The 13,483-nt window shown below is 72.4% G+C and carries 11 protein-coding genes and 1 pseudogene; 4 read left to right on the forward strand and 8 right to left on the reverse strand.

Features of this window, described 5'->3' with window-relative positions; genetic code table 11:
• The first annotated feature begins 84 nt into the window (after positions 1 to 84).
• From E4P39_RS21860 to E4P39_RS21870, 3 genes are all read left to right on the forward strand, one after another.
• Positions 85 to 3,135 carry a hypothetical protein gene (locus E4P39_RS21860; protein ID WP_135138750.1) on the forward strand — a complete coding sequence of 1,017 codons (3,051 nt, stop codon included), beginning with the start codon at positions 85 to 87 and terminating at the stop codon, positions 3,133 to 3,135.
• Positions 3,132 to 3,395: a hypothetical protein gene (locus E4P39_RS21865; protein WP_135138752.1), complete on the forward strand. Its 264-nt coding sequence runs from the start codon at positions 3,132 to 3,134 to the stop codon at positions 3,393 to 3,395. The genes E4P39_RS21860 and E4P39_RS21865 overlap by 4 nt, the downstream gene beginning before the upstream one ends.
• Before the next feature lie 191 nt (positions 3,396 to 3,586).
• Positions 3,587 to 4,522: a hypothetical protein gene (locus E4P39_RS21870; protein WP_135138753.1), complete on the forward strand. Its 936-nt coding sequence runs from the start codon at positions 3,587 to 3,589 to the stop codon at positions 4,520 to 4,522.
• Positions 4,523 to 4,617: 95 nt separating this feature from the next.
• Here the strand turns inward: E4P39_RS21870 and E4P39_RS21875 are convergent, their stop codons facing one another.
• The 4 genes from E4P39_RS21875 to E4P39_RS21890 form a co-directional block, all read right to left on the reverse strand.
• Entirely contained in the window at positions 4,618 to 5,916 is a 1,299-nt protein-coding gene (locus E4P39_RS21875) for a PhoH family protein (RefSeq protein WP_135138755.1), read from the reverse strand.
• A gap of 258 nt (positions 5,917 to 6,174) precedes the next feature.
• On the reverse strand, positions 6,175 to 6,453 hold the full coding sequence (locus E4P39_RS21880) for a hypothetical protein (protein ID WP_135138756.1): 279 nt from the start codon (positions 6,451 to 6,453) through the stop codon (positions 6,175 to 6,177).
• Between the two features lie 3 nt (positions 6,454 to 6,456).
• Positions 6,457 to 7,668, reverse strand: coding sequence for a DUF885 family protein (locus tag E4P39_RS21885; RefSeq protein ID WP_135138758.1), 1,212 nt, complete (start codon positions 7,666 to 7,668; stop codon positions 6,457 to 6,459).
• A gap of 48 nt (positions 7,669 to 7,716) precedes the next feature.
• Entirely contained in the window at positions 7,717 to 8,496 is a 780-nt protein-coding gene (locus tag E4P39_RS21890; RefSeq protein WP_135138760.1) for an isoprenyl transferase, read from the reverse strand.
• A 135-nt stretch (positions 8,497 to 8,631) separates the two neighbouring features.
• On the opposite strand from E4P39_RS21890, the gene E4P39_RS21895 reads away from it, so the two are divergent.
• Positions 8,632 to 9,447, forward strand: a complete 816-nt coding sequence (locus tag E4P39_RS21895; protein ID WP_135138761.1) for a hemolysin III family protein — start codon at positions 8,632 to 8,634, stop codon at positions 9,445 to 9,447.
• Positions 9,448 to 9,455: 8 nt separating this feature from the next.
• Here the strand turns inward: E4P39_RS21895 and E4P39_RS21900 are convergent, their stop codons facing one another.
• From E4P39_RS21900 to E4P39_RS21915, 4 genes and pseudogenes are all read right to left on the reverse strand, one after another.
• Positions 9,456 to 11,129 carry an ATP-binding protein gene (locus E4P39_RS21900; RefSeq protein ID WP_135138763.1) on the reverse strand — a complete coding sequence of 558 codons (1,674 nt, stop codon included), beginning with the start codon at positions 11,127 to 11,129 and terminating at the stop codon, positions 9,456 to 9,458.
• A gap of 68 nt (positions 11,130 to 11,197) precedes the next feature.
• Positions 11,198 to 12,484 carry a geranylgeranyl reductase family protein gene (locus E4P39_RS21905; protein ID WP_135138764.1) on the reverse strand — a complete coding sequence of 429 codons (1,287 nt, stop codon included), beginning with the start codon at positions 12,482 to 12,484 and terminating at the stop codon, positions 11,198 to 11,200.
• A gap of 77 nt (positions 12,485 to 12,561) precedes the next feature.
• Positions 12,562 to 13,173 (reverse strand): hypothetical protein, encoded by a 612-nt coding sequence (locus E4P39_RS21910; RefSeq protein WP_135138765.1) that lies wholly within the window; start codon positions 13,171 to 13,173, stop codon positions 12,562 to 12,564.
• 59 nt (positions 13,174 to 13,232) lie between these two features.
• A pseudogene (locus tag E4P39_RS21915) lies at positions 13,233 to 13,483 on the reverse strand (N-acylglucosamine 2-epimerase); the annotation flags it as partial.

Raw genomic sequence — 13,483 nt, forward strand, 5'->3', positions numbered from 1 at the left:
GCCCGGTCCGTGCCGGAGACGCCGGCCGGGGCGCCGTGACCGGCCGGACGTCGGCCCGCCGTGGGTGGCGCCGACCAGGACCGCGTGAGCGAGCTGGCCGGCCTGCTGGCACCGCACGCGACCGCGCCGGAACCGGCCGCCCCCGGCCGGTACGAGTACCCGCGCGCCGAGTTCCGGCGCTCCGCCCCCCCGCGGGACGAGCGCCCGGCGCTGCTCGACGACGACCTCAGCGGTGACGACGGCGGCTTCGCCGTCCCCGCCGCGCCGTCTCCCTTCACCGCCGCACTCGCGCGGATGGTCGCCGGGGACCGGGACGTGCGCCAGGCAGTCCGGGAAGCCCTGGACGGCCCCGCCGCTCCGCGACCGCGCGGCGACGGGGACTCGTGGCGGTCCCGGCCCGGGGCGTTCGGCCCAGCAGACACACCGGTGGCGCCGCCCGCGGCCCGCCAGAAGGAGGAAACGGTGGGAGATCAGGTCATCGCGCCCTCCACGTCCGCTGACCAGCCGGTGGGTGTCCCCGCCTGGGCTGCCGAGCCGGAGGTGCTCGTGCCGTCCGTCTCCTCCCGCGAGGAGGCCATCGCCGAGGTCCTGCGCTCCGCCCTGGCGCAGGGGCACTCGGACGACGCCCTCGCCGGCATCCTGCGCAAGGTCCTGGCCGGCGTGGCACCGCAGACCGCGCTGGCCGAGCCGGAGCTCGCCGTCCCGGTCCGCCCCCTTCCCGAGGTCGTCCTCGCCGCGGAGGCCGCTCCCTCCGTCGTCGCCCCCGTTGCGCCGGTCTCGCCGGTCTCGCGGGTCTCGCCGGTCTCGCCCGAGGTGGCCGAAGTGGCCGAGCCCGAAGCGCCGGTCGCGGTCGAGCTGCCGCCCGTTTTCGAGCCGGCCGTGCCCGCCGTCGTCGCTTCGGCTCCGGCTGCCGCTCCCTCGCTCTTCCCGGACGCCGCGCCCGTGCCGGCGCCGTCCGCCCCCGCCGTCGTCCCGCCGGCTCCGGTGTACGCCGCGCCCACCCCCCTGTACGCCGCGCCCGCCCCCCTCTACGCCGCGCCCGCCCCCTTGCCTTTGCCGCCGCTCTTCGCGCCCCCGGTCGGTTCCATGTGGGGCGACCCCTCCCCCGCGCCGCTCTGGGGTGACCCGGTGACGGTCGCGGTCTCCCGCGTGCGGCAGTCGGACGCGCCCATCTGGGCCGAGGTCACCCACCAGCAGGCGGCGCCCGAGCTCACGGCCGAGGCCGGATCCGCCCACGTGGCTGAGCCGGCCGACGTCGCCCAGACAGTCGCCGCCTCCGTCGAGCCGGTCGGCACCGAGACGGCCGACACCGACGCTCCTGTCGACCTCGTCGGTCACGACCCTGCCCGTATCGACGCCGCCGCCCACGAGGTCGTCGCGGACGGCTTCACCATGGTCGAGGCCCCTGCGGACGAGGTCGTTGCGGACGAGACGCCTGCCGTCGACGACCTGTCCACCGTGGACGACGTCCCCGCCGCCGAGGCCGCCGACGGGCCCCTGGCCGAGACCGCTCTCGAGGGCCCGGTCGACGCCGGGAGCCACACCGACGATGCCGAGACCACCGTCGACGACATCGCGGCCACCGTCGTCGACGTCGACATGCCGGCCCTCGACACGGACGTGCCCGTCGTGGACGCCGACGTGCCGGTCCTTGACACGGACGCGCCGGCCGTAACCGCCGACGTGCCGGTCCTTGACACGGACGTGCCGGCCCTCGACACGGACATCCACGTCGAGGACGCCGCGACCACCGCCGCCGACATCGAGACCGGTGCCGACACCGAGATCCACACGGTCGGGAGCGAGGCCACCGCCGTCGGCACCCAGGCGGACGAGCGGGTCGAGATCCCCGTCGCCGATCAGGTCGACGAGGTGCCGGGAGCGACCGCCGCCGAGGATGTCCCCGCCGAGGCCGCAGCCGACGAAGCGGTCGAGGTCGAGGCGGAGGTGCAGGCCGAGGTCGAGGCGGAGGTCACGGAGCTCGCACCGACCATGGCCCGGACCGCGAGCGACCCCGCCCCGATGATGTCGTTCGACGCCACCACGGTGATGCCGCCGCTCTCGCTGCTGCCGCCGCTGCCGTCGTCCCGTGGTCGGGGCCGTCCGCCCGTGCCGCCGGCGTCCCGGCCGCTGACCCCGCGCGCTGCCGCCACGTCCGCCACCCCGCCGGCTCCCCCGGCGCCGGACGAGCCGGCCTCCCCGGCCGCCGGCATCGAGACGTCCGACGCCGCGGCCGTCTTCGCCACCACCGCGACCCGGTCATGGGCGACGGTCACGCGCCTGCCGGTGGCGCCGCTCATGGCCACGCCGGAGACCCCGGAGATGCCCGAGCTCGACACCGCCGCGCCGGAGGACGCGCTCTCCGCGCCGTCGGAACCGCAGTCCGCCCCCAAGTCCGCGCGCGAGCAGGACGTGCTGGCTCCGGAAGCGGCCGTCGCTCCGATGTCCCCGGCGCGGAACGCCCTCGGCGACCTGCGTGGCCGGCTGGAGGCCCTGGGCGTGCCCGGTTCCCTCCTCGGGGCGACGTTCGCCGACGACGTCGCCGGCCACGGCACCTACGCCGCGCTCACCCGTGCGCTGGCCATGCGGCTGCCTGCGGCTCCCGAGCTGCCCTGCGGCGCAGGCGAGGTGCTGTTCGTGGTCGGCCCGGGCTTCGAGACGCTGCGCGCCGCGCGGAGCCTTGCCGCCTCACTCCGGCTCGACCCGGACAGCGTGCAGTGGGCCACCCGCGGCGAGCTCGCCGGCCTGGCGCCCAAGAGCAGCCGTGTGACGACCGTCGAGACGGCCCTGGACCGCCGGCAGGACGCCGCGGAGTCCGGGACCGTGACGATCGTCGCGGTGGACGCCCCGATGCGGACCGACGCCTACTGGATGTCGCAGATGCTGGCCATCTGGTCACCGGCCGCGGTGTGGGTCGTCGTGGAGGCCACGCGCAAGCCCGAGGACCTCGAGCCCTGGATCGACGGACTCCCCCGGGTCGACGCCCTCATCGTCACCGACACGGACCTCAGCGCCGACCCCGCCGCCGTCCTCCGCCGGGTGCCCGCCCCGGTGGCGATGCTGGACGGCGTCCGGGCGACCCCGCACCGCTGGGCCTCGCTGCTCTGTGAGCGACTGGAGAGCACGAAGGCATGAGTCCGCTGCGCTGGGACGTGCTGCTCGCCGGGTTCGTGCTGGCCCTGCCCGTGCTCGCCCTGGGGCTGCGGGGCGACCTCACGACCGAGGAGGTCACCACCCGCCTGCTCTGGTGTCTGGCGGCGGGATGGGGAGCCGTGGCGTTGCTCCGCTTCGCGAGCACCCCGCGCACGACGACCGGACCGAAGTCGAAAGCGCGCCCCGTGACCGTCGCCGCCGAGCCGCCGGCCGAGGACAGCGAGCCCGTCCCGACCGCCTGACGCGCGCCACAGTCGGTCGCTGCCGCTCCATTGACGGCGGTGTTCCGACATTGCGGCTGCTGCGCCGTCCGCAATGGTGGAACGGCACCTGCAATGCGGCGCCCCGAGGCTTCTGTCCACAGGGGTCCTGCACTGTCCACGGAACTCCGAGGCGCGCCGCTCCCTCAGGGCAGCGCCGCGACGCTGGGGCGATGCACGACTCTCGGCTCCCCGACCGCCTCGTCCTCCGCCGCGCCGCACTGGCCGACGGCCGGTCCGACGAGGAACTCGCGCGGCTGATCCGCCGCCGCACCTGGGCACGGGTCCGCCGCGGCGCGTACCTCGACGGTCAGCTGCCGACGACGGCCGTCGCGCGGCACGCGCTGCTGGTGGCCGCGACGCTCGCCGATCTGCGCCGGCCGGCCGTGGTCAGCCACCAGTCGGCTGCGGTGCTGCTCGGTCTCCCGCTCTGGGGAGTGCAGCTGGACAAGGTCCATGTCACCCGCCGGCCACCGGCCTCCAGCCAGACCACCGGCCCCCTCCGCTGCCACGTCGCTCGGCTCAGGGACGACGAGGTCGCGGTGGTCGGCGGCCTCCGGGTCACGGACGTCGCCCGGACGGTGCTCGACCTGGCGCGCAGCCTGCCGTTCGAAGCGGGCGTGGTGGCGCTCGACGCGGCGCTGCACGAGGGCGTGCTCGCGCGGGACCTTCTCGAGCGGCGCCTGTTCGACATCGCCGGGACCAGGGGCAGCCGGCACGCCGCCCGGGTGGTCGGGTTCGCCGACAGCCGCAGCGAAAGCGTCGGGGAGAGTCGGAGCCGCGTGATCCTGCACGAGCTGGGACTGGCGCCGTCGACGCTCCAGTTCGAGGTGCGGACCCCGGCCGGTGCGTTCGTCGCCCGGACCGACGTCGCCTGGGAGGCGGATCGGGTGGTGGGCGAGTTCGACGGCCGGATGAAGTACGGACGTCTCCTCCGCCCCGGGCAGGACCCCGGTGAGGCGGTCTTCGAGGAGAAACGTCGCGAGGACGCCATCCGGGACGAGGGCTGGGACGTCGTCCGGTGGACCTGGACCGATCTGAACGATCCCCAACGCCTCGGCGAGCGTGTCCAGCGGGCACGTTCACGCGGCTCGCGGCACGGGTCCTGACGCATTGCGGGTGCTGTCCGACCATTGCGGCTGCTGCAGCAGGAGCAATGGTGGAACAGCACCCGCAATGGGTGGCCAGTCGCGGCGGGCGGGGGTCAGATGGGGAGGTCCTCCAGCATCTCGGTGACCAGTGCGGCGATCGGTGAGCGCTCCGACCGGGTCAGGGTCACGTGGGCGAACAGTGGATGTCCCTTGAGCGCGTCGATCACCGCCGTGATGCCGTCGTGCCGGCCGACCCGCAGGTTGTCCCGCTGGGCGACGTCGTGGGTGAGGACGACGCGCGAACCCGAACCCAACCGCGAGAGCACGGTCAGCAGCACCCCGCGCTCGAGCGACTGCGCCTCGTCCACGATGACGAACGAGTCGTGCAGCGACCGGCCGCGGATGTGGGTCAGCGGCAGCACCTCGATCAGGCCACGCGAGTCGATCTCGTCGATGACCGCGGGCGAGACCAGCGCACCCAGGGTGTCGTAGACAGCCTGCGCCCAGGGCGACATCTTCTCGTTCTCGCCGCCCGGCAGGTACCCGAGCTCCTGCCCACCGACGGCGTACAGCGGCCGGAAGATGACCACCTTCTTGTGCGCCCGGCGCTCCATCACCGACTCCAGGCCCGCGCAGAGCGCCAGCGCGGACTTGCCGGTGCCGGCCCGGCCGCCGAGCGAGACGATGCCGATGTCGGGGTCCAGCAGCAGGTCGAGGGCGATGCGCTGCTCGGCGGACCGGCCGTGCAGGCCGAACGCCTCGCGGTCGCCGCGCACCAGCCGCACCTGCTTGTCGGGCGTGACCCGGCCGAGGGCCGACCCCCGCGAGGAGAGCAGCACGAGGCCGGTGTGCGTCGCCATCTCGGCCGCCGCCGGGACGAACGCCTCGCCGTCGGTGTACAGCTCGTCGAGCTCGGCGTCGTCCAGGGACACCTCCGCCATGCCGGTCCACCCGACCTCGACGGCGTCGTGCATGCGGTACTCGTCGGTGTCCAGGCCCACCGCGGCCGCCTTGACGCGCAGCGGCACGTCCTTGGTGATCAGGCAGACGTCGCGGCCCTCGGCGCGCAGGTTGAGCGCGACGACCATGATCCGGCTGTCGTTGGTGTCGTTGCGGAAGCCGGCGGGGAGCACCGACGGGTCGCTGTGGTTGAGCTCGACGTGCAGCGTGCCGCCGTCCTCACCGACCGGCACCGGGGCGTCGAGCCGGCCGTGCGTGACCCGCAGGTCGTCGAGGATGCGCAGGACCTGCCGGGCGAACCAGCCGAGTTCGGGGTGGTGGCGCTTGTCCTCCAGCTCCCCGATGACGACGAGCGGGAGAACCACGTCGGAGTCGCCGAAGCGCATCAGCGCGCCCGGGTCGGAGAGCAGGACGGAGGTGTCGAGGACGAACGTTCGGCGGCCAGTGGTCACGAAGCGACTCCCGTGGGGCGCACGGCACGCCCCCGCTCGAAGGTGGCCGGGCCCCGGCGCAGAGGCCGGACGCCGGCCCCCCTGGTCGACGAACTCGTCAGCACCAACCGGGCCTCCCGTGGACGGCGAGGGCAGCTCGTCATCCACTGCGGACGCTAGGCCCGCCAGGTGACAGATTCGTGTCTTCTCCCCCTATCGGGAGTGAGCGTGTCCCCCGAAGGGGTACAGCCGTCCCAGTGACCCCACCCGTGGCGCGGGTCAGTCGGGTTCGTGGCGCCGGGGCGGCCGGTTCTGCAGGTACGGCCGCTCCACCGTGTCGGTGCGCACCGGGGCGGGCAGCTCCTCCCACCCGCGGGGACGGCCCCGCTCCCGACGACGCGGGCGGAGGGCGACCAGCGCCCAGAGCGCCGGGACCAGCAGCACCGGCCACTGCACCGAGAGATCGCCCACCCACAGCAGCCCGGCCAGCAACAGGACGGCCAGCCAGGACGCCGTCCACACACCGAGCGTCCGGGCCTCCCGGGGGTCGCGGGCCATCGGTCAGGCAGCGCCGAGCTCGGCCAGCACGGCCTGGGGGGTCAGCGGTTCGTCGAGCAGCCGCAGGAAGCGGTCGGCCACCGGCTGGTCGGCCGGCCGGTCGGCGAGCCAGCGGGACAGCAGGTCGAAGCCCTCGACGTACGTCGAGGTGTACGCCCGCCACAGCGGGTGGGTGAGGAACCGGATCTGCTGCGCCGCCCGCTCGGAACTCACCAGCGACCACCGCTCCAGGTACGCCACGACCTCGTCGGTGCCGGCGCCCCGGTCGTGCAGCAGGACGGCGGCGTCCTGGCGCACCCGGTTCAGCGGCGCGGCCGCGGCCGAGAGGCGCTCGGCGAGGTCGCCGTCGAAGCGGAGCCCCAGGTCGGCCAGGACCTCCGCCGCCCAGGCGCCCCAGCCCTCGCCGATCGAGGCCTGGACCCCGAGGTCGGCGAGGCCCTCGGCCATCAGGCACTCGGGGGTGTTGACCAGGAAGACGGTGTGCTCGACGCGGTTCGCGCGCTCGACCAGACCCTGTTCCTTGCGGCAGTGCTCGGTGTGATGCCCGGGATAGGACTCGTGCGCGACCAGGTGCGGCAGCTGCGAGAGCCGGTGCGGCAGGTCGGCGTTGATCGCCACCCGCGAGCGGAAGTCGCCCTCGTAGTAGTTGAACCCCGACCAGGGCTTGTCGGTGACCACCTCGTAGCGGACGGTCTCCAGCTCGGGGAGGCGGTAGCGGTCGCGGACCCGGTCCCGCAGCGCGCTGGACAGGGCGTGCACCGCGGCCTCCAGCCGCGCCGGGGGGCACTCCTCACGGCGCCGGTGGGCCGCGTAGCGCTCGGCCAACGGCCCGTTCCCCGGCAGCAGCGCGTCGAGTTCGGCATGGGCGGCGGCGTAGACCTCGGGATCCCCGAGGACGGCGTCCACCTGGAAGTAGCTGCGCACCTCGTCGGCGAACCCCACCGGTTCGCCGCTCAGCTTCCGCGCGGTGCACTCCAGGCCGTTGAGTTGCCCGCGCAGGAACTCGGTCCGGTCGGCGGGGAGGCCGGCGGCGTCCAGTTCGCGCAGCAGGCCGCGCGCCTGGTCGCGGAGGAGCTGCGGGGTGGGCGCGGGCTCGTCCTCCACCTGGGCCCGCACACGGGGATCGCCGGTGTAGGCATCGACGAAGCCGGACTCCAGCCGGTCGAAGCGCAGCCCCAGCCGCACGTACTCGAGGGGAAGGTCGAGGGCTGCCATGACCGCAGTTTCGCAGCCGCTCCTGTCAGCCCCCGAAGCGGCAAGCCGTCAGCCCCCGAAGCGGCGGTGTCTCGCGGAGTAGTCGCGCAGCGCCCGCAGGAAGTCCACCCGCCGGAAATCGGGCCAGTAGACGTCGGTGAAGTGGAACTCGGTGTTCGCGGTCTGCCAGAGCAGGAACCCCGACATGCGCTGCTCCCCGCTGGTGCGGATGACCAGGTCGGGGTCGGGTTGCCCCCGGGTGTAGAGGTGCTCGGCGATGTGCTCGACCTCGATCGAGTCGACCAGGGTCTCCAGGGAGGTGCCGAGCGCGGCGTGCTCGGCCAGCAGCGATCGGACGGCGTCCGCGATCTCCCGCCGTCCCCCGTAGCCGACGGCCAGGTTGACCGTCGCCCCCGGCCGGTCCCGGGTGTCCTCCTCGGCCTGCTTGAGGACGGCGACCGTCTCGGGCGGGAGCACCTCCGGCGCGCCCATCGCGCGCACCTGCCACCGGCGACCCGGGCGGGACAGGTCGATGGCGACGTCCTCGATGATCTGCAGCAGGGCGCTGAGCTCGGGCTCCGGCCGGCGCAGGTTGTCCGTCGAGAGCATGAAGAGGGTGACGACGCGGACGCCGGCGTCGTCGCACCAGCTCAGCAGGTCCGCGATCTTGTCGGCGCCCCGCCGGTGGCCGTGGGCGACGTCCTCGAGCCCGATGGCACGGGCCCAGCGCCGGTTCCCGTCCATGATCACGCCCACGTGGTGGGGCAGATCGGCGCCGACCAACGCCCGGGCGAGGCGGCGCTCGTAGACCTGGGTGAGCGCCTCGCGCACCTTCTGGCGGGCCCTCACCCGGCCACCCTAGGCCCCCGTGCCGAGCCCGGCAGGGAGCCCGCCCCGAAGCGGGCCGCCCCCGTGGGCCGGCACCCAGCAAGCTCACAGCACGTTCCGGATGACGGCGTACCTACGCGTCCGTAACCTCGGTGCATGAGCCTGCCGTCGGACGACCGCGAGACCGTCCGGGTCGAGTCCGACGGCTCGGAGCTCGAGGCACCGGCTCACCAGGCCGTCACCGCCGTCCTCGACGAGGGCGAGCAGGTCGAGCGCACCTGGGCAGCGCCGGACTACGGCGACAAGGACTGGGAGCACCCCGACACGCGTCCCCGCATGAGGGGCTGGCTGCACCTGTTCGCGTTCTTCGGCGCGATCGTCGCGGGCGCCGTGCTGGTGCCGCTGGCCTCGGCCCTGGGCTACCGGGCGGGGCTGTCGGTCGCGGTCTACAGCCTCACCATCTGCGGCCTGTTCGGGATCAGCGCCCTCTATCACCGGCGCCGCTGGTCACCGCGCGGCTGGAAGATCATGAAGCGGCTCGACCACTCGATGATCTTCCTGTTCATCGCGGGCACGTACACGCCCTTCTCGCTGCTGGCCGTCGACCAGCCCCGGGGCTACTGGATCCTCGGCGGGGTGTGGGCCGGCGCGCTCGCCGGCGTCGTGCTGAAGCTCAGCTGGCCCACGGCGCCGCGCTGGGTGGGCGTGCCGCTCTACATCGGGCTGGGCTGGGTCGCCGTCTTCATCCTCACCGACATCCTGCACATCGCCGGGATCACGTCGCTGGTCCTGCTGGCCATCGGCGGGCTGCTCTACACCCTCGGCGGCGTCGCCTACGGGATCAGGAAACCCAACCCCTGGCCCGGCACCTTCGGCTACCACGAGGTGTTCCACGCGATGACGATCGTCGCGGCCACGTGCCACCACATCGCCGTCTACTTCGCGATGTATTCGAGCCCCTTCGTGGGCTGACACAGCGGCTAATGCTTGTAGTTCAGATCCGCGAGCTTCTGCTCCAGGCTCTGGAGAAGGTTGTCGAAGACCGATTGCGCTGTGACCATTACCGAACCAGCGGGAGCAGTACATATAGCATCCGCGACCAAGGTCTTGGCCGCAACGAGCACCTTCTTGTCGTGCGGACGCCCTGCCGCGAGTAAGACCGCCTCAAGACGATCAGACCATTTCTTATTGCTTCGCCACTTGTTTCCACTTAGCTGGATTCCCAGCAACTGCTCAACCGCGGCGCGATAGACGTCGACCACCAGGAGATCTTCAAGCTCACTTTCACCCTTGCCAGGCGCTCTCATGAAATTGACATCCGAGGCCTCAATGAGCTGCGCACCGAGAGCTTTCGAGTAGGACTCCCTTCCCGCAACATCGTCGTCAAGAAGGACGTGCTGTTGCGCCAGTGCCTCTTTAGAAGACTGCAACACGTATGAAAGATTCGATGCGCCCCGAGTCTGCTGAATCGCCAGGAACCCCTCTTCCAGCGCGGACTTCAGGACTTCGTTTTGCGTTCCTGCCAGCGCGCCGATGATCCGTGCGTCCGACTCCCCTTCCACAATGAGGACCAACTCAGCATTAGTCAGGTTATCCGACGTTCGCACGCCAAGTGTCTTACGCAGATCGGCGACCGATCGAGCCTTTCGAGCGACACTGCCCTCAACCACGATATTGCTCGCAGACGCCCCGCGGCTCACGAGAATCGGGTGATGGGTCGTGATGATGACCTGACCCCGCGCTGAGATCTGACGAAGGACGCGGCCCAACTGATGGATGGCCGAGGGATGAAGATGAGCCTCTGGCTCCTCAATGGCGAGGATTAGCTGGCCCGGGTCGCGCTCAGCGGCTTGCCGCAGCAACGCCAGGGCAGCGAGACTCTGAACACCGTCACCCTTTGCGTCGAGCAGCGTCGGGTGGCCGTCATCTACGGTCACGATTACATCCCGCCTAGACGCTCGCCCTTCGTTCGGAGCAAGCGCAACGGAGACGGATTTTACTTGTGGAAGAAAGTCGCGCAGCGTCCGCTCAACCTCGGTTGCGAGATCATTGAGCACCGGCCGTTCTAGTTCCTGGACCCGAGCTACCGCGGCCCGATACGCTTGCGAGTCGGACAGCTCATCGAGCCGCTCCTCCACCATGTCCAGAACGACTCTCTGCGCGGCCTGAGCTGTGCGGATAGCCGACACGTATTCCAGACGCAGTCGATCGGCTATGAACTTCGCGATGGCACCCCGCTGCGCCGTCAGGGTCGTCCCTGCTGGCCCCTGCTTGCGAACTTTGAATTCGACCTCATTCTTTTCATCGAACGTCAGGGCCACTCGCAATCCAGTTTGGAGTCTTACGCCCGTGAGGGCGAAAAAGTCTCGCTGCTCGGGGTCCGTAAGCCTGAAGTCAAACTCGAGAGTCGTCTTTTTCTTGAGCTGTTGAAGGTCAATCGGGCAGTCACGCTCGTAGGAGTACGCCACATGCCCCTGCACTCTACGAATGACGACCCGGCGGCTCACGGCCAAGGACTCGCGACGCAGTACGCGCATACCCATCACCATGGCGCGCATGATGTTGGACTTTCCTTCATTATTGGGGCCGACGAGGACCGTCAGATCTTCTAAGCCCAGCTTTTGCGCACGCCTAATGCTGCGATAATTCTCCACGCTGAATACCTGCAATAGCACAAGCTCTCCACGGCTCACGTTGGGCTGAATGAACAGGATGCCTTAGATCAGCCGGTTCCTTTCGGCGCGCGGCGCATGTCTGCTGCGGGAAACGGCGGGCGGTCGTCCAGCTTCACCGACAGCTTCCCCGCCAGGCGCCAGGTCCGGGCCACGACGTCGCGGTCCTCGTCGCTCACCAGGTTCCCCATCACCCGCAGCGCCACGGTCATCAGGGCGCGGGACCGCATCCCCAGCGGACCGGCGGCGGGCAGGAAGCGCGGGAGCGTCAGCAGACCGGCCAGCCGGCGGGCGATGGAGAACGACTCCCCGTAGTGCCGCCGCAGGGTGGCGGGCCACGCCGTCGACCAGTCGTCCTCGCCGAACAGGTCGACGACGAGGCGACCGGTCTCCAGGCCGTAGTCGATGCCCTCGCCGTTGAGCGGGTTCACGCAGCCGGCGGCGTCACCGATCAGCGCCCAGTTGCGCCCCGCGACACCCGACACCGCCCCGCCCATCGGCAGCAGCGCCGACGCGGGCGCCCGCACCGGGCCGTCGATCCGCCACTCGTCGCGGCGGGCGTCGGTGTAGGTCTCGAGCAGGGCCTTGAGCTGGACCCCTGCCGGACGACGGGCCGTGGCCAGGGTGCCGACCCCGATGTTCACCTCTCCCGCGGCGGCCCCGAGCGGGAACACCCAGCCGTAGCCCGACAGCAGCTCGCCCTCGGTGCCGCGGAGCTCGAGGTGGGAGGAGATCCATTCGTCGTCGCTGCGCCCGGAACTGACGTACCCCCGGGCCGCGACGCCGTAGGCGGTCTCCCGGTGCCATTCGCGGCCCAGCACCCGGCCCAGCGGTGAGCGGACGCCGTCGGCCACGACGAGCTTCCGGCAAGCCACCCGGAACTGCTCGTCAGCGGCGGACTCGAAGATCACCGCGGTGACCCGGTCCCCGTCCCGCTCGACGTCCACCGCCCGGGCGCCGTCGAGCGGGGTGGCGCCCGAGTCCACGGCCACCTCGCGGATGCGCGCGTCGAGCTCGGTGCGCGGCACCGCGCTGCCGTGATCCGGGAACCGGCCGCCCGGCCAGGGCAGCTGCCACTCGTGGCCGAAGCCGGCCGCGCGCAGCCCGCGGTTGCGGGCAAGTCCCCGCACCCAGTCGCCGAGGCCGAGCAGGTCCAGCTCCGCGATCGCCCGGGGAGTCAGTCCGTCGCCGCAGGTCTTGTCGCGGGGGAAGACGGCGGCGTCGGCGAGGACGACGTCGTGCCCGGCGCGGGCCGCCCAGGCGGCCGCCGCCGACCCGGCCGGCCCCGCACCGACGACCAGGACGTCGGTGGCAGAGGGGACGGCGCTGGCGGACACGGAGCCCAGTGTCCCTGACGGCCGGACCCGTGCCCGCTCGCGGCCGGTCGACCGGCCCTGCGACGCTCCCGCCGGCGTCAGCTGACCGTCGGCCCCCGCCCGCGGACCTCCTCGACCGACGCCATCGCGGCGCGCAGCTCCGCGAGCCAGTCGTCGGCGTGCTGCCCGACGAGGCGCACCGCCCACACCAGGGCCTCCGACCGCGAGCGGGCGACGCCGGCATCGACCAGCGTGTCCAGCACCAGGCGCTCCCGCTGGCGCAGCCGCGTCATCACCGGCACCGAGACGTTGGTGAAGACCTCGCGGTCCTCGCCGCAGGCCGCGCCCCAGGCCACCGACCGCCCGTACCGCTCCTGGGCGGCGTCGGCCACGGCCATCCGCTGCGAACGGGTCTCCTCGCGGAACCGGGCGATCCGGCCCGCCCGGGCCGCTGCCGGGTCGCCCTCACCGGCGGCGGGCTCGGGGAGCGTGCCGACGACGGTGATCTCGTCCCGGTCGATGATCAGGTCGACGGGACCGGTGAACCAGTCCTCGGGCAGTCGGCCCGCGAACCAGCCGGCGACCTCGGCGCGCTCGACCGGCGGGGGCGCCTCCCCGCCGCGCCCCCCGGGGCCACGGCCTCGACCGCGGCGGAAGCCCGCTCCGAACCCGGGTCCGAAAGCGGCGTCGGCGAAACGGTGTCCGTGCATGGCGACCTCCCACGGTCTGTCTTGATTACACAGTTACACCGTATCGCCGACGCTCCGCCTCAGGAAGGGCTCATCGCTGCGCCCACAGCGGACACGTCGGTCACCGGTGCCGAGCAGACGAAGCCGCGGCAGACGTAGGCGGCCGGGCGGCCTCCGACCGGGGGCCGGTCCGCGAGCAGCGGGACGCCGGGCGCATCGGGCTCCCCGACCACGACGACCGCGCCCGGGCTGGGCGACGTCCGCGCCGCCGCGGCGAGCGCGTCCCGCTCCGGCCCCGCCGGTCCGCTCACCGCCACCTCCAGCGGGCCGG

Source organism: Blastococcus sp. CT_GayMR19 (genome assembly GCF_004570385.1).
In the GTDB taxonomy this organism is placed as follows: domain Bacteria; phylum Actinomycetota; class Actinomycetes; order Mycobacteriales; family Geodermatophilaceae; genus Blastococcus_B.

Bases quoted from the DNA above. Each gene is read 5' to 3' on its own strand.
- E4P39_RS21865 (WP_135138752.1), top strand. From the start codon at position 3,132: ATGAGTCCGCTGCGCTGGGACGTGCTGCTCGCCGGGTTCGTGCTGGCC.
- E4P39_RS21870 (WP_135138753.1), top strand. From the start codon at position 3,587: ATGCACGACTCTCGGCTCCCCGACCGCCTCGTCCTCCGCCGCGCCGCA.
- E4P39_RS21880 (WP_135138756.1), bottom strand. From the start codon at position 6,453: ATGGCCCGCGACCCCCGGGAGGCCCGGACGCTCGGTGTGTGGACGGCG.
- E4P39_RS21885 (WP_135138758.1), bottom strand. From the start codon at position 7,668: ATGGCAGCCCTCGACCTTCCCCTCGAGTACGTGCGGCTGGGGCTGCGC.
- E4P39_RS21895 (WP_135138761.1), top strand. From the start codon at position 8,632: ATGAGCCTGCCGTCGGACGACCGCGAGACCGTCCGGGTCGAGTCCGAC.
- E4P39_RS21910 (WP_135138765.1), bottom strand. From the start codon at position 13,173: ATGCACGGACACCGTTTCGCCGACGCCGCTTTCGGACCCGGGTTCGGA.